A 24,148-nucleotide genomic window follows, 5' to 3' on the forward strand; every position below is an offset into this window, starting at 1 on the left:
TTGTCCTCCTCCTCAGCGTGAATTACGTCACAGGAAAGAAAACGTTTACATACATTTTTTTAACCTACCTGCGCCAGATCTCATTTTGTCTTCTGATGAGCCTGCTCACTGGCAGCCAGAGCCGTTAATCTGCGCCACAGCCACTCCATCGGGCCCTGCGAGAAATAATGTAACCATAGATTAGAAAACAACAGGTTAACCAGCCAGACCAAGGGGACAAACGCCAGTAGCTGCAAGCGATCAAACTGCTGATACAAGCCAAAGCGGTAAAATAGAGTGGTACAGATCAAGGTCTGTAGCAGGTAATTACTCAGCGCCATGCGCCCGACCTGAGCCAGCCAATGGCTGATGCGCGTGCGCGAAAAGGCAGGCCAAAAACCATAAATCAGTGCCAGATATCCCATCATCTGCAATGACGCCCCCAATTCACGCGGCACCTGCAATAGAAAACTGCTCCAGCGATAATCCCAGTTCAGGTGCCACTGTAGCGCAACCCCTGGCAGTTGGATCAGCAATGAAAGCGGTATCAACCAAGCGGCCTGACGAAGATAATAAGCAGGAGAATATCTGTTTCGCAGCCAGCCGCTGCGTACCAAACCCGCGCCGAACAACATCAAACCCGCCAATTGCCAGCCATACTGCGCACCAATCGCCAGCAGATTGGAGGAAAGCAAATCCAGACGGCGCTCCCAGGCTTCCAGACCGCCTTGCAGCTTCCACAACTTTTCATACTGCAATTCCGCCGCACTGGGCAACCAGAAACTGCTGGGTTCTCCGTGAGATATCAAGCCCAGCAGCAGTAACACCGCAACGCCGATCAGATACAACACGGCACCGGTTTTCAATAAGGTAAAAGCATCCTTGGCCTCACGAATCATGCGCCAGCACACCAGGCCAACCAGCCCATAGGCCAGCAAAATGTCACCATCCCACAAGAAGATCGCATGCCCCAGGCCAAACAACACCAGCCATGATAAACGAGCACGCACCCATACTGTGCCACGGTGCAACACCAGTTGCAGACCCGCACCAAACAATAAAGCGAACATCGCCAAAAATTTGGCCTGAACAAACAGATCCAGCAGTGCCCAGGTCCAAACATCGCGCACCGCAGGGATACCAAGATAAGCAGGATTGAGGTAGGCCGCTTTCGGCAAGCCAAAAGCGCTGATATTTAGCAATAAAATACCGAGGATAGCGATACCGCGAGCACAATCTAAGGTTGCAATACGCGGCAGCGGTGCTGTTTCATGATGATTCATTTTATACCGCTGTATTCTGCTCATTAAAAAGGCGCCCACTGGCGCCTAGGTTCTTCGTTACCGAAGATTTAATCACCCGTGGTGACGCACCGCACGTAGGAATTCCTGGCGAGTATTTTGGCTGGACTTGAACAGCCCTCCTAAAGAAGTAGTGGTGGTCGCGCTGGTCGCGTCGCGGACCCCGCGGGCCTTGACACAATAATGAACCGCATCAATCGATACTGCCACGTTATTAGTGCCGAGCAGGGTTTGCAACGCCACCAGAATCTGCTGGGTTAACCGCTCCTGTACCTGCGGGCGCTGAGCGAAAAATTGCACAATGCGGTTGATTTTCGATAAACCGATCACCGAATCTTTCGGAATATAAGCTACCGTGGCCTTGCCGTCGATGGTCACAAAATGGTGTTCACAGGTACTGGTCAGCGTAATATCACGCACCGTTACCATTTCATCCACCTTCATTTTGTTCTCAATAACGGTGATTTTCGGGAAATTAGCGTAATCCAAACCAGAGAAAATCTCATCGACATACATTTTCGCAATACGATGCGGCGTTTCTGCCAGGCTGTCGTCAGACAAATCAAGATTGAGCAACTTCATGATTTCCGTCATGTGCTCTTTAATACGCTGTTTACGCGTTTCTCGATCCAACACTTCCCCACATAATGGGGTCTCCAAACCACGCGCTTCAAGCGCCGCGTGAACCAGAGTAGCTTCATTACTTAACGATGATTTCATGGGTATCGGTCTCCAGCAGGCTCTCCCCCTGCCAATCCAGTAATCTTAACGTTCCCTGTTGAACCAAGACCGGTTTCAGGACCGCTGCAGACAGTATATATGCTCCAACCCTGTATTGGTTTAAGCCGATATACGCTGGCCTGGTGGGAAATGATTCTTCTCATTAAACTGCAAGGCCACGATATACCCACATTCATGCAACGCATATTATTCGGGGCATAACGATGAACCTGATCAAAATTTTCACTCACTCTAGATGAGAGTGAGACGTTTATCCAGTGATTGTGTTTTATCCATGGATGAAATATCTGCATGCAGAGCGGCAACGAATCCCCTCTTTTTTCGTACAGTATTCAATCAGGATAACGTCAATCTGTGTTCCATAGTACGTGCAGGCGTGTTGATCACCAGTAAACCGGCAATCACCAACCCCACTACCGCCACATACAACGCCGGTTCCAGCCGTTGGGTCAGCGCGGTTGAAACCGCCGATAACATCGGGCCAACCAGTTGACCAACCGCATAACCGGTAGTCAACAAACCGGCCATATAGCGCGCGTGATGAGGAGCCAATTCCCTGCCATGCTGAATGGCAAGCTGTACCACGCTGAGAAAACCGCCGCCGGTAAACAGGGCGCCCAGCACCAACCCGCTGACGCCTGGCACCACTTCAGCGCATAACACCCCCAGCGCCTGCACCCACAAGGTGATGGCTAACCGGGTCTGCGTGGTGAATTTATGCCGGGTCAAAATACCGATGCCAATGCCTAACACTGCCGCACCACCAAAGATCGGCCAGACAAACTGAGCGAACAAGCTAGCGGGAAAACGTGCCGCAGCCATCTGTGAAAGAAACGTTGCGGGCAGGATATAACCAAAACCAGCCAGGCTATAGCTCCACACCAGCCGTTTCAAGGCCGGGGTCAGCACCAGCGGTTCCGCGGCCATCTCCGGGCGATGCAGTTCCCCTATCCTTGGCAGATTAACGCTGATAGCCCCGATCAATACCAAAGCCAGTACACCATAGACCAACCACGCCTGGGCCGCACTCAGCGCTAAACTGTGGATCAACACCGCTAGCATACCACTGATAAAAATGCCGGCTCCCGGCCCGGCAAACACGGCAGCGCTCAGTGCTGGGCGGCCATAGTGCGCCAAGCGTTCGTTAGTCCATGCCGCCACCAGCACCATCGACCAACCGCTGGCCCAGCCAATCATCAGGCGCACTGCACCGTGCCACCATACACCGTCAACCACCGCAGATAACAACGTGAGGATCACCACGCCCCACACGCCCAGCCATAACCGGCGCTCCACCTGGCGGCTGGCTCGCATCGCATCAAAAGCCCCGCACAGATAGCCAAGATAGTTCAACGCCGCCACCAGCCCGGCACCGGTCAGGCTAAACTGTTGTTCAGCAATCATCAGCGGCACCTGCGGCGTAAAGGCAAAACGCCCTATGCCCATCGCCACAACCAGCGCTATAAAGCCACTCAAGGCAATTCTCAATGCCATCGATGTGTCTCATCTGTTAAAAGAAAGTTGCACCTATTATGCAACAGCATTAGACTCACAAAAACTGAATAATAGTTATTAAGTTAATCACGAAAAGAGAAAGTTATGGACCTGACCCAACTGCGCATGTTTTGCAGCGTGGCCGAAAGCGGTTCCATCGCCCGGGCCGCCGAGCAATTGCATCGCGTGCCGTCAAACCTGACCACCCGTTTGCGCCAACTCGAACTGGAATTGGGTACCGATCTGTTCATCCGTGAAAAACAACGCCTGCGCCTTTCACCGATGGGCCATAATTTTCTCTGCTACGCTCAGCGGATTCTGGCACTAAGCGAAGAAGCACTGAGCATCACTCACGCAGGGGAACCAGCGGGTAACTTTACATTGGGTTCGATGGAAAGTACCGCGGCCACCCGTTTACCCAGTTTGCTGGCAGCTTATCATCAGCGTTTCCCCCAAGCTTCGCTCTCGCTGATCACTGGAACTTCCGGTGAGATCACTGACCGAGTGCGTGCCGGTACGCTGGCGGCGGCACTGGTAGATGGCCCATTGCAGTACGACGAACTGAACGGCTGCATCGCTTTCCCTGAGCAGATGGTGATGATCTCCAGCCTGAATCATGCCCTGATTGAAAACGCACACGACGCCAAAGGGGAAACCCTGTTCGCTTTCCGCACCAGTTGCTCCTACCGTTTACGGCTGGAATCCTGGTTCAAGCACAGCGGTGTCTTACCCGGCCAGATTATGGAGATCCAGTCTTATCATGCCATGTTAGCCTGCGTGGCTAGCGGTGCCGGGCTGGCAATGATCCCATATTCGGTACTCAACCTGTTACCGGGGTTTGAACGAGTGAAAGTACACCTGCTACCGGCAGAAATAGCTGAAACCGCCACCTGGTTGCTGTGGCGGCGCGATGCGTTCGGGCCGAACGTTCGCGCATTGAAAGAACTGATTATTGAACAGGCTGCCACCGGAGCAGCACCTATTTAACACCGAGGAGAGACAGAATGGAGATGATCAAAACCCGCGCTGCCGTGGCTTGGGGGCCAAACCAACCGCTAACGATCGAAGAAGTTGACCTGATGCCGCCACAGAAAGGCGAGGTGCTGGTGCGGATCGTCGCTACCGGGGTGTGCCATACCGATGCCTATACGCTGTCCGGTAAAGATCCAGAAGGGGTATTCCCGGCAATCCTCGGCCACGAAGGCGGTGGCATAGTGGAAGCCATCGGTGAAGGCGTCACCAGCGTGGCCGTTGGCGATCACGTGATCCCGCTGTATACCCCGGAATGCGGCAAGTGCAAATTCTGCCAATCTGGCAAGACCAACCTGTGTCAGGCTATTCGAGCTACCCAGGGCAAAGGCCTGATGCCGGATAGCACTACCCGTTTCTTCAAAGACGGCAAGCCGATTTTCCACTATATGGGCACTTCTACCTTCGCCGAACGCACCGTAGTCCCAGAAATCTCGCTGGCCAAAATCAGCCAAGAAGCCCCGTTGGAAGAAGTCTGCCTGCTGGGCTGCGGCGTCACCACCGGCATGGGTGCCGTGCTGAACACGGCTAAAGTGAAAGCAGGCGATACCGTAGCCATTTTCGGCCTGGGCGGTATTGGCCTTTCGGCCATCATCGGTGCTCAAATGGCCGGAGCTGGCCGCATTATCGGTATTGATATCAATACCAGCAAGTTTGAGCTGGCGCGTAAGCTGGGGGCTACCGATCTGATCAACCCGAAAGACTACAGCAAGCCGATACAGGAAGTGATCGTCGAACTGACCGACGGCGGCGTCGATTTCTCTTTCGAATGCATCGGCAACGTCAACGTGATGCGTTCAGCATTGGAGTGTTGCCATAAAGGCTGGGGAGAGTCGGTGATTATCGGCGTCGCCGGTGCCGGTGAAGAGATTGCCACCCGCCCGTTCCAGTTAGTGACCGGCCGTGTCTGGCGTGGTTCAGCCTTTGGTGGCGTGAAAGGCCGCAGCCAGTTGCCAGGCATCGTGCAGCGCTATCTGGACGGCGAATTTGCTTTGCATGACTTTATCACCCACACCATGGGGTTAGAGCAGATCAACGATGCCTTCGATTTGATGCACGAAGGTAAATCGATCCGTTCGGTGATCCATTTTGACAAATAAGGCCAAGGGATGAACACGTCATTAGAACTGCTTGAAGAGCACCGCATGTTCGGTGGCTGGCAACAACGTTACCGCCACGCGGCGCAAAGTCTGGATTGCAACATGACTTTCAGCATCTATTTGCCACCACCACGCGACGACAATCCACCGCCGGTGCTGTATTGGCTGTCTGGGCTGACCTGCAATGATGAAAACTTTACGCTGAAAGCGGGCGCTCAGCGCATCGCCGCCGAGCTGGGGCTGGTTTTGGTGATGCCCGACACCAGCCCGCGCGGCAGCGAGGTGCCCAACGATGAAGGTTACGATCTGGGCCAAGGAGCCGGATTTTACCTCAATGCCACGCAGGCCCCTTGGGATAAGCATTTCCGTATGTATGATTACATCAGTGATGAACTGCCCACGTTGATTAAGCAACATTTCAGCGTGAGCGAACGCCAGGCCATCTCCGGCCATTCAATGGGAGGGCATGGCGCACTGATGTTGGCATTGCGCAATCCACAGCGCTTCCGTTCCGCCTCGGCTTTTGCGCCTATTGTGAATCCTTGCCAAACTCCGTGGGGGCGTAAAGCCTTTACCGCTTATCTGGGGAACGACGAAAGCCACTGGTTGCAATACGACAGTTGTCACCTGCTGGCAAATAGCACAGAGAAAATGCCTATCCTGGTGGATCAGGGCGATAGCGATCAGTTCCTGGCCGATCAACTGCAACCGGCAAAGCTGGCTGAACTGGCCCACCAGCATGGTTGGCCGCTGACGTTACGCACCCAGCCGGGTTATGACCACAGCTATTTCACCATCGCCACGTTTATTGAAGATCATCTACGCTTCCACGCTGAACACCTGTTCCACTGATCGCCCCGATTGTCTCTGGCCGCTCCCCGTTGCCAGAGACAACCGTGATCCTCTTCGCTTTACCTGAGCGATCGTCTTTACAAGAGGATCATTGCGCTTCATGTTACCCCACACAGTAAACGCATAACATTTCAGCCAAGGCATACTCATGAATCCTCTTGACACTCTGGCCTCAATCCTTGCCCGGCGTGACTGGGAAAACCCAGCCAGCATCCACTGTAACCGTTTACCGGCACACCCACCTTTTGCCAGTTGGCGCGACGAGCAACACGCCAGGCAGGATCGCCCTTCAGAACAACGTACCTTGCTCAACGGTGCCTGGAAATTCAGCTATTTCACACAGCCAGAAGCCGTACCTGAACACTGGTTGCAACAGGATCTGAGCGATGCCGATACGCTGCAAGTGCCTTCTAACTGGCAGATGGCGGGGTACGATGCCCCAATCTATACCAATATCACCTACCCGATCCCCGTTACGCCGCCCTACGTGCCGCAAGAAAATCCCACCGGGTGTTACTCGCTCACCTTCGACGTTGCTGCCGCTTGGCTGCAACAGGGGCAGACACGGATTATCTTCGATGGCGTTAATTCGGCGTTTTACCTGTGGTGTAACGGTATCTGGATCGGCTATTCACAAGACAGCCGCCTGCCTGCCGAGTTTGATCTGAGCAATGCGTTGCAGCCCGGTGAAAACCGCCTGGCCGTGATGGTGCTGCGCTGGAGCGACGGCAGCTATCTGGAAGATCAGGACATGTGGCGCATGAGCGGGATTTTCCGTGATGTCAGCCTGCTGCATAAGCCAAACTGCCATTTGAGTGATGTTCAGCTACGCACGCATCTTGCACCTGGTTTTTATCATGCCGAACTGGAAGCGCTGGTGCAGGTTCAATCCCCAACGGCAGGTTGTTCCGTGCGCGTTCAGCTCTGGCAGGGTGATCAACTCACGGCCAGCCATCAGCAGCCGCTGGGCAGTGAGATTATTGATGAACGTGGCCGTTATGACGATCGCACCACTCTGCGCTTACCGGTGGAACAACCGGCGTTATGGAGTGCTGAACAACCTCATCTGTATCGCGCTGTGATTTCCTTGCTGGCCGCCGATGGCAATTTGCTTGAGGCGGAAGCCTACGACGTTGGTTTCCGCCAGATTGAAATCAGTGATGGCTTGTTAAAGGTAAACGGCAAACCCATCCTGATACGCGGCACCAATCGCCATGAGCATCATCCGGAACATGGGCAGGTGATGGACGAAGCCACCATGTTGCAGGATATCCTGCTGATGAAGCAGCATAACTTCAACGCGGTACGCTGTTCTCACTACCCTAACCACCCGCTTTGGTATCGGTTGTGCGATCGTTACGGCCTGTATGTGGTGGATGAAGCCAATATCGAAACCCATGGTATGCAGCCGATGAACCGTATAACGGACGATCCGGCCTGGTTCCCCTCCCTGAGCGAACGCGTCACGCGGATGGTGCAGCGCGATCGCAACCATCCCTGCATTATCATTTGGTCATTAGGCAATGAATCTGGCCACGGTAGCGCGCACGACGCTCTGTACCGCTGGATCAAGAGCAACGATCCGACACGCCCGGTGCAATATGAAGGTGGCGGAGCCAATACGGCGGCTACCGACATTGTCTGCCCAATGTACGCCCGTGTGGATCAGGATCAACCTTTCCCGCAGGTGCCAAAATGGTCGATTAAAAAATGGGTCGGTATGCCAAATGAACACCGCCCGCTGATCCTGTGTGAATATGCCCATGCGATGGGCAACAGCTTTGGTGGCTTTGATCGCTACTGGCAAGCCTTCCGTAAACACCCGCGCTTACAGGGCGGTTTTGTCTGGGATTGGGTGGATCAGGCGCTGACCAGAACCGGTGCTGACGGCGTGTGTTACTGGGCCTACGGCGGTGATTTTGGTGATACGCCTAACGATCGTCAGTTTTGCCTGAACGGCCTGGTTTTCCCGGATCGCACTCCTCACCCAGCACTGTATGAAGCGCAGCGCGCACAACAGTTTTTCCAGTTCCAGCACCAACCAGAAGCGCCGCTGACCATTGATATCACCAGCGAATACCTGTTCCGCGCCACCGATAACGAACAGTTATTCTGGCGGCTGGAACTGGATGGGCGCTGTATTGCCAAAGGAGAACTGACGCTGAATATCCCACCACAGAGAACACAACAGCTGGTGCTGGCTGAAATGCCACAGGTGCAGGGTAACGGTGAACTGTGGCTGAATGTCGAGATCCGCCAACCGCAGGCCACCGCCTGGTCTGCGGCTAACCATCGCTGTGCCTGGGATCAGTGGCGTTTGCCTCACTCGCTAACCTTGCCCCACAGCAATGCTGGCACCCAGCCACTATTGGCAACTCACCAGGATACAGCCGAAATCAGCCACGGCCAGCAACGCTGGCAATTTTGTACTGCCAGTGGTTTTCTCACCCAATGGTGGCGTGATGGTAAACCGCAGTTATTGGCGCCGCTGCAAGATCAGTTTACTCGCGCACCGCTGGATAACGACATTGGCATCAGTGAAGCAACGCACATTGATCCTAATGCCTGGGTAGAACGCTGGAAGAAAGCAGGCATGTATGCGCTGGAAAGCCAGTTGCTGTCATTCAGTGCGGATGTGCTTAGCCACGGCGTACAGATTTCTACCGTACATCGCTACAGCAATCCGCAACAGCAGCCGTTGTTTGTCAGCCGTAAAAACTACCTGTTTGATCACGAAGGGAAAGTCCATATCAGCGTGGATGTGGACGTCGCCTGGGGGATACCGGCCCCCGCACGCATTGGGCTGGTCTGCCAGTTGGTGGAAACTGCCGCCCAGGTTGAATGGCTGGGCCTGGGGCCGCATGAGAACTACCCGGATCGCCAGTTAGCGGCGCAGCAGGGACGTTGGGCACTGCCGCTGCCCGCGTTGCACACGCCGTACATTTTCCCCAGCGAAAATGGCCTGCGTTGCCACACTCGCCGGTTAACCTTTGGACATTGGCAATGGCAGGGGCAATTCCACTTTGGTCTAAGCCGCTATAGCCAACAACAGCTAATGAACACCACGCACCAACATTTATTGCAGGAAGAAACCGGCACCTGGCTCAACCTTGATGGTTTCCATATGGGGGTTGGCGGTGATGATTCCTGGAGCCCCAGCGTCAGCCATGATTTTCTGCTGACGGCAAATCACTACCATTACGCAGTCACCTGGATGCAGCAATAACCCCGAGGCCGCCTGTTCCAGGTGGCATCTCAAATTTGATAAGACATACCGCAGCTACTGAGTTTATGGGCAGAAATATTAAAGGCCGAGGAGTGGTTAGCACCCGGCCTTAGTTACGTTTCCATGTCCATCAATCGATGAACTGTCGGATCAGCTCCAGCAGCGCAACAAGCGCTTTCAGAACGATGAGAACTTTATCAATCAAAGTTTTCACCCGTTTCTCCATTAAATGGAGTGAGAACACCTCTGTTTGCCCTTACACTGCCTGTCACAGAGGTTGCCCTTCATTGTTAGATGTGGACTGCTTCACCCCGGCCAGAGCACCGGAACCGGCACCACCCGTAATCCAGCCAGGGCTTGAATACGTTTACGCACATACCGGAGCTCAGCAGTAAACAGAGCTAACCGGCTGATGATACCGACTCCAGAGTGATTTGAACACGGGGTAAATGCAGCGTATACTGTGCAAGTTAGATGTGGATTGCTTCATTACGATCAGAGTCACAATTCGTAGTGGAAAAGTAAAAAAACCGACCTCACCAGTCGGTTTTTTTACGCCTGCCATGCATTGCTTTCCTTAAATATTCCATTATATGCGAACGCTGCCAACGGCTCTTTGAGAACTACAGCTACCCCTTCAACTTAGGGTCCAATGCATCGCGCAGCCCATCACCCAACAGGTTGAACGCCAGCACGGTCAGGAAAATCGCCAGGCTGGGGAAGATCGCCACATGGGGCGCAATCACCATATCGGCCCTGGCTTCATTGAGCATGGCTCCCCATTCCGGCGTTGGTGGCTGTGCGCCCAAACCAAGAAACGACAGGCTGGCGGCGGTAATGATCGAAGTGCCGATACGCATGGTGAAATAGACCACAATGGAAGAAATCGTTCCCGGCAAAATATGCCGGATGATGATAGTCCAATCAGAAGCACCAATGCTGCGCGCCGATTCAATGTATGTCAGGTGCTTGAGCACCAGCGTGTTGCCGCGCACTAGGCGAGCAAAAGCCGGGATGCTGAAAATCGCTACCGCAACAATCACGTTAGCCATTCCGCTGCCCATAATCGCCACCACCCCGATCGCCAGCAAAATGCCGGGGAAAGCAAACAATACATCGCTGATGCGCATTACGATGCGATCCCACCAGCCTTCATAGTAGCCCGCCAGCAAACCGAGCACCGTGCCGATCCCGCCCCCCACCAGCACCGAAAAAACCCCGGCAGTCAGTGAAATGCGCGCCCCAACCAGAATGCGGCTGAAAATATCACGCCCCAGGGAATCCACGCCTAGCCAATGCACCAACGAGGGGCCTTCATTCAACCGATCATAATCGAAGTAATTTTCCGCATCATAGGGCACCAGATAAGGCGCCAGCAACGCCGCAGCCACTAACAGCAACACAAACAGCCCGGCGAGCATCGCCACCGGCTGCCGCCGGAAACGCCGCCAGAATTCGTGCCAAGGAGTACGCACCGCGTTAGGGTTCACCTGCGGCATCGCTTTTAAAGCAGCATTACGCCGCCAATACTTGATCATGCGGCCCACCTATTGGTAGCTAATGGATGGATTAATCGCCGCATACAGCATATCCACCAACAAGTTAATCAGAATAAACTCCAGTGAAAACAGCAGCACTTCAGCCTGGATCACCGGGTAATCACGCATCTCTACCGAATCTACCAGTAAACGCCCTAACCCCGGCCAATTGAACACCTTTTCCACTACAATCGAGCCCCCTAGCAGAAAGCCAAACTGTAAGCCCATCATGGTCACCACCGGGATCATCGCATTGCGCAGCCCGTGTTTAGCCACCACCAGAGACTCCCGTACCCCTTTGGCTCGTGCGGTACGCATATAATCTTCCTGCATCACCTCCACAAACGAAGCACGGGTAAAACGCGCCATCACCGCGGCCACCGCCGCACCCAGCGTCACGGAAGGCAGAATATAATGCTGCCAGGTATCGGCCCCCACCGTGGGCAACCAACCCAGGTTAACTGAAAAAACCTGCATCAATAGCATGCCCAGCGCAAAGGCCGGGAAGGAAATCCCTGAAATAGCCAGCGTCATCCCCAGCCGATCTGGCCAGCGGTTGCGCCACACGGCGGAAACCATGCCGATCATCATGCCAAACACCACCGCCCATACCATGCTGGTGAGGGTCAGCCAGAACGTTGGCATAAAACGTGAGGCGATCTCTGCGCTGACCGGGCGTTTGGAAACCATCGAAATACCGAAATCACCCCGCAGGATATTCACGAAGAAATGTGCAAACTGCTGTGGCAAGGGTTTATCCAGCCCCAGATCCTGGCGCACCAATTGCACTACCGCTTCGTCAGCCTCCGGCCCGGCCACCAACCGCGCCGGATCGCCTGGCAAAAGATGGACGAACAGAAACACCAGCACAGCGACAATCAGCAGCGTCGGAATCAACCCCAGCAGACGTTTCAGAAAGTAATTAAGCATGACGTGCCATTTCCCTCAACCTAGCCCTCTCTCACAGAGCGGTCTGTTTTTCAGCTCATCATCGTAAATCGGATTCAAGCGAAATCAACTCTCATTTGGAGCCATTGTAGGGGAGAACATCAGAAAACCATACTCATGCCGTGGACTATTGCAAGCACAGCAGAGCGGTTACAGAGCATAACGTCAAGCCTAGCCGCGCCAAGGCAGCGAGCGGCAGTTTGAAAGGCAGCGTGTTGAACCTGGGGCCATAAACTATCCCGCGACCAGTTTTCCTCTGACAATAACTTTCCCCGGTTTCACATCCTGATCTACCGCCCGACGAATAGCCAGCCCGACGGCCTGCCAGGCAATTTCATATAAATCATGGGAAATGTAGGGGAAGTTAAAGCCATAAATCGAGGCATACGACACTTCATCAATACTGAACAGCGAGACATCTTTCATCAACAGTAACCCGTGATCCATGCAGGCTTTGATAATACCCAATGAAATCTGATTGTTACAGCCCACAAAATAATCAGGAGCCTGATGGTGGTTGAGATAATCGCTTGTCACCTGCAAGGCAGCATCCATATAGAAATCCGCCTGAATAATCTCCAGGCTCGCCACCTTGCCCTGTAACGCGGCAACCAGCCCGGTAATCCGTTCTTTGGCCACGTTAGAATCATCAGGCCCGGAAACTACCACCACCTTTTGGCAATGCTGTTCTAACAGATAACGGCCAGCCTGCAAGCCACAGTCAAGATTGTCGATATAAACGCCACTGCAATCTGCCCCCACCAGTTCCCGATCAACCAAAATCACCGGAATACCCAGTTTTTCCAAATTTTTCAGATAACCGGGCAGATAGTTACGGTCTGAAGAAAGCACCGATAAAATGATGGCGTCTACATTGTAGCCAATCAGCTTATCGATGATGCGATCCTCATTCACCTGCGACTCATAAGAATCAAAAACCAGCGTGTCATAGCCCGCTTTTTGTGCTTCGAGCGTCATCAACTTGGTGAGCGCCCCAAAAAACGGATTCGCCATATCAGGGTTGACAATACCAATGGTTTTGCTCGTCTTAGCCCGGAGGTTACGTGCCGCAGTGTTCATCACGTAGCCGATACTTTCCGCCGTGCTGAGTATCCGCCGGAGCGTATCAGGGTGCACTTTATCGGGCTGAGAGAAAGCACGGGATACGGTAATTTTGCTGACATTTGCAAGCGCCGCGACGCTCTCAAGCGTCGCTTTCTGTGATCGTTCAGCCGCCAAGTTTTACTCCTGATTGGAACATATCATTTTGTATCATAAAAGAATCATTAAAGATTACCACTATTAATATAAATGCTCTAATCTTAATACGTTATCAACCCACACGTTTGATACTGGGATCGGTAAAGATATCTAGATCATCACGGCTTTCTGAGGAGAACTCAGAAACCACCGCTCCCCGTTGCCCCGCCTGGAACCAGTGTCGTGTATTAGGTTTGATGGTGTATTGCTCACCGGCACGCAATAAAATATAACGCTGGCAGGTATACCATTGCTCAAAACCAGTTGGCGGTTGGCACACCGGCTCCCCCTGGGCGGTATTCAATGTCAGTTCCTCGTCATCAACAAACAGGTACACCTCTCCCCAACGGCAGCGAAACGTCTCTTGTTTGCCCGGTGTGTTATTAAAAGGTGGGTGGAGGTGCTCCGGGCAGGTCTGGCGCGGGAACAGCACCAACTCTTTGGCGCAATAGCGCGGCGTGTTGATATAAGTCAGCAACTGGAGCCCTGAACTTGGGTAATCGGGCAAACCGAAATCCACCACCTCAATCGCTTGTTTTTCCCTGTCAGTCACCTGTATTCCGCAGCGTTCGAGAAACATGGCTGTCTGTTCCTGCGCATCTTGTCGTTTCTGCATAACTCCTCCAATAACAATGAAATCGTTATCATTATAAGTAGCATGCAAGGTGGCTTAATGTGATCTTTATAGCCATTTACACCGATTAAATAAAAAATAATTAACATCAATTTAAAAATTGCAACCAAAATCACATATTAAATGCCACTAAATGCTTACTATCCTGTTCATTGCAATGTTATCGATACCATTTATGACACCAAAGGATGAACAAATGAAAGCATTGGTTCTAGAAGAGAAAGGCAAAATCGCCATTCAGGATTGTCAGTTTGATGAAACGCTTGGCGATGACGATGTACATATCAAGATTCATTCTGTCGGTATCTGCGGCAGTGATGTGCACTACTATCAGCATGGCCGGATCGGGCCTTTCGTGGTCAATGCGCCAATGGTGCTCGGCCATGAATCCGCTGGCGTCGTGCTGGCTGTCGGAAAAAATGTCCGCCATCTGCAACCTGGCGATCGTGTGTGTATGGAGCCAGGCATCCCCGATCCTCAGTCACCTCAATCCCGCGCAGGTCTTTACAACCTGGACCCGGCCGTCCGCTTTTGGGCTACCCCACCGATCCACGGTTGTTTGCGGGAAAGCGTTATTCACCCGGCGGCCTTTACCTTCAAGCTGCCTGACAACGTCAGCTTTGCCGAAGGTGCCATGGTTGAACCACTGGCGATTGGTATGCATGCCGCGACTAAAGCCTCGATCAAACCGGGTGATATCGCGCTGGTCATCGGTGCAGGCCCAATCGGCGTGGTTACCGCTCTGGCGGCGCTGGCTGGCGGCTGTTCCGAAGTGATCATTTGCGATCTGTTTGATGAGAAGCTGGCAGTCGCGGCGAATTATGATGGCCTGCACGCGGTCAACCTTAAAACCGGCAACCTGGCGCAAAAGGTCGCCGAGTTAACCAGCGGCAACGGCGTCGATATCGTTTTTGAATGCAGTGGTGCAAAAGCCGCCATCGCCACGCTGACCGAACACGCCGCACCTGGCGCAACCGCAGTGCTGGTCGGTATGCCGATCGACGCCGCGCCGCTGGATATCGTTGCCTCGCAGGCGAAAGAGATCACCTTCAAGACCATTTTCCGCTACGCCAATATGTATCCGCGCACGCTGCGCCTGCTCAGCAGCGGCAAGCTGCGCGTTCAGCCACTGATTAGCCAAACCTACAAATTTGCCGACAGCGTGGCCGCCTTCGAGCGCGCCGCCGCCGGGCACGCTGCTGATATCAAAATTATGCTGGAGATGGAGTAGCCCTATGACGCTCTATGCTGGTATAGACTGCGGTACACAAGGCACGAAGGTGGTGATTGTCGACAGCGAACAGGGCGTGATCCTCGGTGAGGGCAGCGCCCCTCACCGCCTTATCAGCGACTCCAACGGCCGCCGCGAGCAGGAGGCCAATTGGTGGATAGAGGCACTGATCAGCGCTTTTCAGCAAGCGGTTGCTCAGGCAGGCGTCGATGCTCATACCATTAAAGCATTGGGCGTCTCCGGCCAGCAGCATGGATTCGTGCCGCTGGATGAGCAAGGTAACGTGCTGCACAGCGTGAAGCTCTGGTGCGATACCGAAACGGCAGCAGAAAACGCACAGCTGTTGCAGCAACTCGGCGGGGTTCAAGGCTCGCTAGAGAAGCTGGGCCTGCTGGTGGCAACCGGCTACACCGCGTCGAAAATCCTCTGGTTCAAAACGCATCACCCGGAACGTTGGGCACGTTTGCACACCGTACTGCTGCCTCACGATTACCTGAATTACTGGTTGACCGGTGAGCGCGTCGCCGAGTATGGCGATGCCTCCGGCAGCGGGTTGCTCAATGTACGCACCCGCCAGTGGGATCAACACACCGTTGAGTTGATCGATAACAGTGGGCGGTTGTGGAATGCACTGCCGCCGCTCAAAAGCGCGGAAAGCTGTATTGGCACATTGCGCCCTGAAGCGGCGGCAAAACTGGGCCTCAGCCCTGCCACCCGCGTCTCTACCGGCGGCGGCGATAACATGATGGCGGCCATCGGCTCCGGCAATATCGCCTCTGGTACCGTCACCATGAGCTTGGGCACCTCCGGCACGCTGTTCGCCTGGTCCGCTGAGCCAGTTTCTGCAACATCTGAAATGATCGCCGGGTTCTGCTCCAGCAATAACGGCTGGCTACCGCTGATTTGCACCATGAATGTCACCTCAGCCACCACTTCAATACAAACCTTGCTGGATGAGGATATAAGCGGATTTAACGCGCTGCTGGGGCAGGCAGCGCCCGGTGCTGGCGGCATGGAAATGCTGCCCTTCTTCAACGGCGAACGCGTTCCTCAGTTGCCGCACGCCCGCGCCAGCCTGCATAACCTCGATAGCGACAACTTTACCCGTGCCAACCTGTGCATGGCGGTCGTGGAAAGTGCCACCTATGGGCTGCGCTACGGCATCGAACTGTTCCGCCGCCAGGGTATCGAAGCGCGCGAGATCCGCCTGACCGGCGGCGGTGCCCGCAGTGCGCGTTGGCGGCAGATTGTTGCCGATGTGATGGGATGCCCGGTCGTGTGCCTGAACGTGAAAGAAACCGCCGCCCTGGGTGGCGCAATTCAGGCCATGTGGGCAACCGCGCTGGCGGAAACCCCCCATCAGGATGCCAGCGCGTTGTTGGCCCAACTGTGCCAACGCTTTGTTTCATTGGATGCTTCTACCCGTACACAGCCTGATGCTGCCCGTCAGGTGCAGTACAACGCGCTTTATCAACGGTATCTGCAACGCCTGCAACAGACTTATCCGGAGGTACAACTGTGACTCGCGATCCGCATACACAACAGCCTGCCTATCTGCTGGAAGTCACCGGGGTCAAAAAAGCGTTCGGCCCGGTCGTTGCATTGAAGAACGCCGAGTTCTGCCTGCGCCGCGGCTCGATCCACGCTTTGTGCGGTGGTAACGGCGCGGGTAAATCGACATTTCTCAGCATCCTGATGGGCTTTATTCAACCCGACGGCGGCGACATTTTTATCAACGGCGAACGCTGCGAATTTCACCACCCGCGTGATGCATTGAATGCCGGAGTGGCGATTGTGCAGCAGGAGTTGAGCGCGATCCCGGATCTGACGGTGGCAGAGAACATCTGGCTTGGCCGCGAACCCAAACGCTTTGGCTTTGTTGACTTTGCCACACTGAATCAGCGCACCACTGCCCTGCTCAACGAGCTCGAATTCCATATCGACGCTACGGAGAAAATGCGCAACCTGAGCGTTGCCGAACAGCAACTGGTGGAGATCGCCAAAGCGCTGTCGCACGCCAATGCCGACATCATCATTATGGATGAACCCACATCAGCGATTGGCGAAGAAGATGCGCAGAAGATCTTCCAGACCATTACGCGCCTGGCGGCCAAGGGCAAAGGGATCATCTATGTCTCACACCGCCTGTCAGAGATTTTCCAGATTGCCGACAGCTACACCATCTTCCGCGATGGCGCGTACATCCACGAAGGTTACATCGCGGATATCACCCGTGAACAGTTGATTGAGCACATCATTGGCGGCGAGTACGACAGCGAGTTTGCCAAGTTCAATCAGCCTGGCGAAGACGTGATGATGGAAGTGAAAAACCTGAAATGGCGCAACAAGATCAAAGATATCAGCCTACAGCTCAAGCGCGGCGAGATCCTTGGCATCTATGGCCTGGTCGGTTCCGGACGCAGCGAGTTTCTCGATCTGGTTTTCGGCATTCAGCATGCCGATAGCGGCACCATCCAGCTGGGAGATAAGACGCTTGGCCGCCATTCCCCCAAAGAGGCGATCGGCTGCGGCATCGCCTATGTCACCGAGGATCGCAAAGATACCGGTCTGGTGCTGTGCCGCTCGGTCAGCGAAAACATCAACCTCTCTTCGCTCACGGATATCAGCCGTGCCGGTTTTATCAATGAAAAGCAGGAGCAGGCACGCACCCAAGAGATGATTGAGCGCTTCAACGTGAAAACTCACGACGGTGAACAGCCCGTCGGCCATCTCAGCGGCGGGAACCAGCAAAAAGTGGTGCTGGGGCGCTGGGCACTGCTCGACCCTGAGGTTCTGTTGCTGGACGAGCCAACGCGCGGTATCGACGTGGGAGCAAAGAAAGAGATCTACCGTTTTATGTCGGAATTCGCCCTGAAAAATAAGGGGATCATCATGGTTTCATCCGAGCTGTCGGAAATTATTGGCATGAGCGATCGCATTCTGGTGTTTCGCGACGGTCAGCTAGCCGGAGAGCTGGCGGCAGCCAACGCGACCCAGACTGAACTGATGAAACTCGCGGTTTAACAGAGAGATAATAACATGAACAGTACCCACTCCTTAGCACCAGGGGCATCGTTTTTTACCCGCAATAAGCGCCGTATGCACAAGTACGGCATTATCATCGCCTTCTTCGCCCTGTGCCTGATCGTGGCGCTGATTGGCGAGTATCAACTGACTCAAGGTGCCTGGAGCAGTAACTATTTTCTCAGCAATGAAAACATGCTGATTGTGCTGCGCCAGGTTTCTATCAACGGCATTCTGGCGATTGGCATGACCTTTGTCATTATCACCGCCGGGGTGGATCTGTCGGTCGGCTCGGTGCTGGCGCTCAGCGGCATCGTCGCCGCCCGTTTCGCCACCAATAACAGCGGGCTGGCGATTGGCGATACCGCTACGGCGGTGATGATGCCGCTGATTATCGCGCTGGGCATCGGCATCGTTTGCGGGTTGATTAACGGCACGGTGCTAGCCCGTTATCGTCTGCAACCGTTCATCGTCACCATGGGGATGCTCTCTGCGGCACGCGGGTTGACCATGCTGACCACCGATGGCAACCCGGTTTCGCAGTTGAACAGCGATTTCCGCTGGCTGGGTAACGGCTATATCGCCGGTATTCCAGTGCCAGTGATTATCTTCATTCTGCTGTTTGCCCTCGCCTGGCTACTGCTGAATAAAACCATCTTTGGCCGCTACGTTTACGCGGTCGGCGGTAACCCGAAAAGCGCCCGCACCTCAGGCATCAACGTCACCCGCATCAAAGTGCTGGTGTACACCCTCTGTGGTGCGCTGGCGGGCATCGCGGGGTTGATCCTCACCGCCCGTACCGGCTCGGCGCAGACCAACGCCGGTGCAGGCTATGAGCTGGATGCCATCGCCGCGGTGGTAATTGGCGGCACCAGCATGGCCGGTGGCGTCGGTACGCTGGTAGGAACTTTCTTCGGCGTGCTGATTATCGGGGTAATGAACAACGGCCTCGATCTGCTCGGCGTGCAGTCGTATTACCAACAAATCATTAAAGGCGCATTGATTGTCGTCGCCGTATTGCTTGACCCATCGCGTAAGCAACAACGCGATTAATTACCCAAAATAATTCGAGTTGCAGGAAGGCGGCAACGCAGTGACAAATCGATCTTTGACCGATTTGAACAGCGCTTGCGCTGGCCCCCAGGGTGAGCCTCTTTGAGGCTCATAATCCCCAGGAGCTTACTCAAGTAAGTGACTGGGGTGAGCGAGGAAAGCCAACGCACATGCAACTTGGAGTATGAAGGGTATTTACCTGCAACAACCCCCAGGAGAAAGTAATGAATAAAACTAAAATTGCCTTGTTTGCTTCAGCCATGATGATCGGAAGTATGGCGGCCGCTCAGGCAGCACCGACCAAAATTGCGGTACTGATGTACGGCAACAAAGCTGAATTCGTGCAGTTAATGGAGAGATACGGTAAGGAACACCCGGCGGTGAAAAGCGGCGAAGCCGTGCTGACCTTCTATGACGGGCGTTACGATGCCTCGGTACAGAACGATCAGGCAGCAACCGCCATCCAGACGCGTGCCGATGCGATTATCGTCAACCCGATGGATTTTGAAGCGAATATCGATATCGTCACCAACGCCAACGCCGCCAAAATCCCGGTGGTGGTAACAAATGCCCGGTTAAATACCGAAGAGATGACGGCCGAAGTGGTTTCTAACGACGAACTTGGCGGCTATCTTGAAGCCAAAGCGGTACTGGATAAGCTTGACTGTAAGAACCGCAAAGTGAACGTGGTGATCATCGAAGGCCCGAAAGGCGGCAGCGGTGAAATCCAGCGCGGTAAAGGGAACGACAAGGCCATCGCGGAGTGCGGTGCAGGCCAGGTGACGGTGCTGGAGCGTAAGACCGCCAACTGGTCGCGCGCCGAAGCCCAGCCGCTGATGGAAAACTGGCTGCAAAAACACCGTGGCAAAATCAACGGCGTGATTGGCCAGAACGATGAAATGGCGCTGGGTGCCATTGAAGCCATCAAGGGTGCGGGCCTGAACGTGAAAGACTTCGCCATTGCCGGGGTGGACGGCGTATCCGACGCCATTCATGCTGTCCAGGCTGGGGAAATGGTTTCCATCCTGCAAGATGCCAAAGGCCAGATCCAAGGTTCTATCGACGTGGCGCTACGTGCGGTGAAAGGCGAGAGCTACCAGCCGCAGTCCGATATCTGGCAGCAGTACGCGCAAGAGATGAAGTGGGATGGCGGTACGCAGAAGCATTACTACATTCCATGGACCGTGGTGACCGCTGACAACGCGCAGCAGCTGTTAGACGCGCGTAAGTAATCGTAGCTGAATCTCCTCCGGGCTGGTTTGCCGGAGGAGATTTTTATTATCTGCCTGATACCCTCTAGTGCTGCCCTACTTCAAATCCGCCTGTTCAAAGCTGAATGAAGCATCCGGCATCACATAGAAACCGCTCAGTTGCTTGTTATGCGCCGAGAGCAGGCGCTCGGTCACCAGGAAAATCCAGGGCGCATCGGCCCAGATACGATCCTGAACACCTTGATACAACGCCTGCTTTTTGCTGCGATCGGTGGTTGCCAGCGCATCCACCAGCCCCTGATCCACCTGTGGGTTGCTGTAAAACGCGGTGTTAAACTGCTTTGGCGGTGCCGCCTGGGTTGAGAACAGCGGCGACAGCGCCCAATCAGCCTCGCCGGTGGAGGCCGACCAGCCGGTATAGAACATCCGCACCCCGGTTTCCTTCACGCCGACGCTTTCCACCTGCGCCGCCCGCTGGCCCGCATCCATCGCCGTCACCGTGACTTTCACCCCAACCTGCGCCAGCTGCTGCTGGGCGAACTGCAACACTTTTTGCGCAGTACTGTGGTTATGAGAAGACCATAGGGTGGTCGTGAAACCGTTCGGGTAACCGGCTTCTTTCAGCAGTTCACGCGCTTTGGCCGGATCGTATGGCCAAGGCTGATAACGAGCGGCAAAATCAATCGCCGGTGGCACCGGGCCTTCTGCCGGTACGGCATAGCCTGAGAAAGCCACTTTGATCAACGCATCCTTGTTGATGGCATAGTTCAGCGCCTGCCGTACTTTCAGGTTATCAAACGGCTTTTGTGTCACATTCAGGCTGATGTAACGTTGCAGAATCGACGGAGCGGCCACCAGCTCCAGCTTGTCGTTTTTCTCCAGTACGCTGGCCTGTTCATAAGGGATCGGGAAGGCAAAGGTCGCTTCTCCGGTTTGCAGCATCGCCGCACGCGTATTGTTATCCACTACCGGGCGCCAGGTGATGCTATCAAGCTTGGGTAAACCGGCCTGCCAATAACCGTCAAACTTCTTCACTTTGACAAAGTCGGTCTGATTCCAGGTTTCGAACTGATAAGGGCCGGTCCCCACCGGATGAAAACCGATCTCCTTGCCATACTGTTTCAGCGCCGCCGGGGAAATGATCACCGCCGCCGGGTGGGCCAAGTTATTAATAAATGCTGAAAATGGCGTTTTCAATACGATTTTGACCGTATCCGCTGCCACAACCTCGGTTTTGTCGATCATGCGGAACAGGTTATAACGCTTGAGGCGATTATCCGGGTTACTGGCGCGATCCAGGTTAATCTTGACGGCTTCGGCGTTGAAATCGGTGCCATCGTGGAATTTCACCCCCGGGTGCAGCTTAACGGTATAGGTCAGGCCGTCTTGGCTCACTTCATAACTGTCTGCCAACACGTTGATCAGCTTCATGTCCTTGTCGAAGCCGAACAGCCCCTGATAGAACGATTTCGCCACCGCCTGCGACAGCGTATCGTTGGCATCGTAGGGATCAAGGCTGGTGAAATTGGAAGCCACGGCAATCACCGCATCTTTGGCTGCCCAAGCCGGGCCCGCAGCAACAGCCAGCAGGACCGCAGCCAAAACATTACGTTTGAAGGTGTGTTGAGTCATATTGCTTTTCTCTCCTGAGGCAACGCTAAAAAGCACCGATGATAGGGTGACGGGCCACAAAATGCCCTGGGCCAACCTGCACTAAAGGTGCGGTAACGGGTTCATCGTCCAGCGCACGGATCGGGCTGGGTATTTCATCCACCAGCAGTGGCCGGCGTTTATGGGGATAATGCGGATCGGCCACCGGTACGGCAGCCATCAACTTGCGGGTATAGGCATGCTGTGGGTTGCCAAACACGCTACGGCGCGGGCCAATTTCAACAATTTGCCCCAGATACATCACCGCCACACGGTGGCTGATGCGCTCTACTACCGCCATATCATGAGAAATAAACAGAAACGCGATGCCGAACTCGCGCTGTAAATCGAGTAACAGGTTGACGATTTGTGCCTGTATCGACACATCAAGCGCAGAAACCGCTTCATCCGCCACCACCACTTTCGGATTGAGCGCCAGCGCACGGGCGATGCAGATCCGCTGGCGCTGCCCCCCGGAAAACTCATGCGGGTAACGCCGTGCATGTTCCGGTTGCAAGCCAACTCGCTCCAGCAGCCAGGCCACCCGTTTCTCCGCCTCGGCACCGCGCGCCACGTTATGCACCAGCAAGGGTTCCATAATCGAAAAACCGACCGTCAAACGCGGGTCCAGCGAGGCATAAGGGTCCTGAAAGATAAACTGGATATCGCGCCGCAGGTGCTGCAACGCCGCGCCGTTGAGCCGATTGATGGTTTGGCCGTTAAAGGTAATGGTGCCGTGCTGGCTCTCTACCAGTTTCAATAACGCCCGCCCGGTAGTGGATTTGCCACAGCCGGATTCCCCCACCAGCCCCAGCGTTTCACCGGGATACAGATCAAAGCTGATATTTTCTACCGCATGCACGCGGCGCGTCACGCGGTTGAGGATGCCACTGCGCAAATCAAAACGCGTGACCAGGTTTTTCACCTGTAAAATCGGCGCGGCTCCGGCAGGAATCGTGTTCTGCGGCTGGCGATCGTCTGCCTCACCGGGCAGTGAGAAGTGTGCCGGAAAATCATGATCCTTCATGGCCCCCAGCTTCGGCACCGCCGCCAGCAGCGCCTGGGTATAAGCCTGCTGCGGCGCGGCAAACAGCGAACGCACTGCGCCTTCTTCCACCTTAACCCCTTGGTGCATCACCAGCACCCGGTCAGCAATCTCTGCCACCACGCCCATGTCGTGGGTAATGAAGATCACTCCCATCTGCATTTCCTGCTGCAACACGCGAATCAACTGCAAGATCTGCGCTTGAATGGTGACATCCAATGCGGTAGTCGGTTCGTCGGCAATCAGTAACGCAGGTTTGCACGATAATGCCATTGCAATCATCACCCGCTGGCGCATACCACCGGAAAGCTGGTGCGGGTAACGCGCCAGCACATTTTTTGCCTCGGGGATACGCACCAGATCCAGCATCTGCAATGCTTCACGTTTGGCGCTACGGTGGCTCAGCCCCTGATGCAAACGCAAGGATTCAGCAATTTGCTCCCCCACCGGAAACACCGGATTGAGTGAGGTCATCGGCTCCTGAAAAATCATCGCCATATCCGCACCGCGCAACGTGCGCAGCGTATTCTGCTTGGCCTGTGCCAGATCAAGCACCTGGCCGTTACGGCGGCGGAACTGCATCACACCGCCGGTCAATTCCCCACCGCCCTGCTCAACCAGACGCATCAGCGCCAGCGAAGTGACCGATTTACCCGAACCCGATTCACCGACGATGGCCAGCGTTTCACCGCGATCAACGTTGAATGCCAGATTGCGCACCGCCGCAACGGTTTCACCTTCCTGCCGGAATCGCACGCTAAGATCGCTCACTGCCAGCACGCGCTGCGGTGGCAGGATGATGGAATCACTCATGCATTCTCCTGGCTCGCGC

Annotated in this window: 19 protein-coding genes; 9 read left to right on the forward strand and 10 right to left on the reverse strand. The window is 54.7% G+C overall.

The annotated features are described in order from the left end of the window. Positions 1–80: 80 nt before the first annotated feature. The 3 genes from yeiB to Z042_RS19695 all read right to left on the reverse strand — a co-directional run bounded on the left by yeiB (position 81) and on the right by Z042_RS19695 (position 3,515). On the reverse strand, positions 81–1,262 hold the full coding sequence (gene yeiB / locus Z042_RS19685; protein ID WP_024911758.1) for a DUF418 domain-containing protein YeiB: 1,182 nt from the start codon (positions 1,260–1,262) through the stop codon (positions 81–83). 72 nt (positions 1,263–1,334) lie between these two features. Further along, on the reverse strand, positions 1,335–2,000 hold the full coding sequence (folE, locus tag Z042_RS19690; protein ID WP_024911757.1) for a GTP cyclohydrolase I FolE: 666 nt from the start codon (positions 1,998–2,000) through the stop codon (positions 1,335–1,337). Between the two features lie 357 nt (positions 2,001–2,357). Continuing rightward, entirely contained in the window at positions 2,358–3,515 is a 1,158-nt protein-coding gene (locus Z042_RS19695; protein ID WP_024911756.1) for a YbfB/YjiJ family MFS transporter, read from the reverse strand. Between the two features lie 105 nt (positions 3,516–3,620). Between Z042_RS19695 and ptrR the strand changes: the two genes are divergently transcribed. The 4 genes from ptrR to Z042_RS19715 all read left to right on the forward strand — a co-directional run bounded on the left by ptrR (position 3,621) and on the right by Z042_RS19715 (position 9,722). Further along, entirely contained in the window at positions 3,621–4,502 is an 882-nt protein-coding gene (ptrR, locus tag Z042_RS19700) for a putrescine utilization regulator PtrR (protein ID WP_024911755.1), read from the forward strand. A gap of 17 nt (positions 4,503–4,519) precedes the next feature. Beyond that, positions 4,520–5,644, forward strand: a complete 1,125-nt coding sequence (locus Z042_RS19705) for an S-(hydroxymethyl)glutathione dehydrogenase/class III alcohol dehydrogenase (RefSeq protein ID WP_024911754.1) — start codon at positions 4,520–4,522, stop codon at positions 5,642–5,644. A gap of 9 nt (positions 5,645–5,653) precedes the next feature. Continuing rightward, positions 5,654–6,496, forward strand: coding sequence for an S-formylglutathione hydrolase (fghA, locus tag Z042_RS19710; protein WP_024911753.1), 843 nt, complete (start codon positions 5,654–5,656; stop codon positions 6,494–6,496). 148 nt (positions 6,497–6,644) lie between these two features. Continuing rightward, positions 6,645–9,722, forward strand: a complete 3,078-nt coding sequence (locus Z042_RS19715) for a beta-galactosidase (protein ID WP_037406164.1) — start codon at positions 6,645–6,647, stop codon at positions 9,720–9,722. Between the two features lie 130 nt (positions 9,723–9,852). Here Z042_RS19715 and dinQ read toward each other — a convergent pair whose 3' ends face one another. The 5 genes from dinQ to Z042_RS19735 form a co-directional block, all read right to left on the reverse strand. Continuing rightward, the gene (dinQ, locus tag Z042_RS26925) at positions 9,853–9,948 is read right to left on the reverse strand and encodes a damage-inducible type I toxin DinQ (protein ID WP_417903543.1); all 96 of its coding nucleotides are present in this window, start codon (positions 9,946–9,948) and stop codon (positions 9,853–9,855) included. A gap of 403 nt (positions 9,949–10,351) precedes the next feature. Continuing rightward, positions 10,352–11,260 carry a glutathione ABC transporter permease GsiD gene (gene gsiD / locus Z042_RS19720; RefSeq protein ID WP_024911751.1) on the reverse strand — a complete coding sequence of 303 codons (909 nt, stop codon included), beginning with the start codon at positions 11,258–11,260 and terminating at the stop codon, positions 10,352–10,354. 9 nt (positions 11,261–11,269) lie between these two features. Further along, positions 11,270–12,190, reverse strand: coding sequence for a glutathione ABC transporter permease GsiC (gene gsiC, locus Z042_RS19725; RefSeq protein ID WP_024911750.1), 921 nt, complete (start codon positions 12,188–12,190; stop codon positions 11,270–11,272). 252 nt (positions 12,191–12,442) lie between these two features. Continuing rightward, entirely contained in the window at positions 12,443–13,447 is a 1,005-nt protein-coding gene (locus tag Z042_RS19730) for a LacI family DNA-binding transcriptional regulator (RefSeq protein ID WP_024911749.1), read from the reverse strand. Between the two features lie 94 nt (positions 13,448–13,541). Then, positions 13,542–14,084 (reverse strand): D-lyxose/D-mannose family sugar isomerase, encoded by a 543-nt coding sequence (locus tag Z042_RS19735; RefSeq protein WP_024911748.1) that lies wholly within the window; start codon positions 14,082–14,084, stop codon positions 13,542–13,544. A 214-nt stretch (positions 14,085–14,298) separates the two neighbouring features. Here Z042_RS19735 and Z042_RS19740 point away from each other — a divergent pair, with 214 nt between their 5' ends. The 5 genes from Z042_RS19740 to Z042_RS19760 all read left to right on the forward strand — a co-directional run bounded on the left by Z042_RS19740 (position 14,299) and on the right by Z042_RS19760 (position 20,642). Next, a complete protein-coding gene (locus tag Z042_RS19740; RefSeq protein WP_024911747.1) occupies positions 14,299–15,333 on the forward strand; it encodes an NAD(P)-dependent alcohol dehydrogenase in 1,035 nt (344 codons plus the stop codon). A gap of 4 nt (positions 15,334–15,337) precedes the next feature. Further along, positions 15,338–16,855 carry a xylulokinase gene (xylB, locus tag Z042_RS19745; RefSeq protein ID WP_024911746.1) on the forward strand — a complete coding sequence of 506 codons (1,518 nt, stop codon included), beginning with the start codon at positions 15,338–15,340 and terminating at the stop codon, positions 16,853–16,855. Beyond that, entirely contained in the window at positions 16,852–18,357 is a 1,506-nt protein-coding gene (locus tag Z042_RS19750) for a sugar ABC transporter ATP-binding protein (RefSeq protein ID WP_024911745.1), read from the forward strand. The genes xylB and Z042_RS19750 overlap by 4 nt, the downstream gene beginning before the upstream one ends. Positions 18,358–18,432: 75 nt before the next feature. Then, positions 18,433–19,410 carry an ABC transporter permease gene (locus tag Z042_RS19755; RefSeq protein WP_417903544.1) on the forward strand — a complete coding sequence of 326 codons (978 nt, stop codon included), beginning with the start codon at positions 18,433–18,435 and terminating at the stop codon, positions 19,408–19,410. 224 nt (positions 19,411–19,634) lie between these two features. Further along, complete coding sequence (locus tag Z042_RS19760) at positions 19,635–20,642, forward strand: substrate-binding domain-containing protein (RefSeq protein ID WP_024911743.1); 1,008 nt, start codon at positions 19,635–19,637, stop codon at positions 20,640–20,642. A gap of 75 nt (positions 20,643–20,717) precedes the next feature. Here the strand turns inward: Z042_RS19760 and gsiB are convergent, their stop codons facing one another. Then, positions 20,718–22,253: a glutathione ABC transporter substrate-binding protein GsiB gene (gene gsiB / locus Z042_RS19765; RefSeq protein ID WP_024911742.1), complete on the reverse strand. Its 1,536-nt coding sequence runs from the start codon at positions 22,251–22,253 to the stop codon at positions 20,718–20,720. Between the two features lie 25 nt (positions 22,254–22,278). Further along, complete coding sequence (locus tag Z042_RS19770; protein ID WP_024911741.1) at positions 22,279–24,129, reverse strand: dipeptide ABC transporter ATP-binding protein; 1,851 nt, start codon at positions 24,127–24,129, stop codon at positions 22,279–22,281. Positions 24,130–24,148 lie beyond the last annotated feature (19 nt).

Origin of the sequence: Chania multitudinisentens RB-25 (genome assembly GCF_000520015.2) — a bacterium.
In the GTDB taxonomy this organism is placed as follows: Bacteria; Pseudomonadota; Gammaproteobacteria; order Enterobacterales; family Enterobacteriaceae; genus Chania; species Chania multitudinisentens.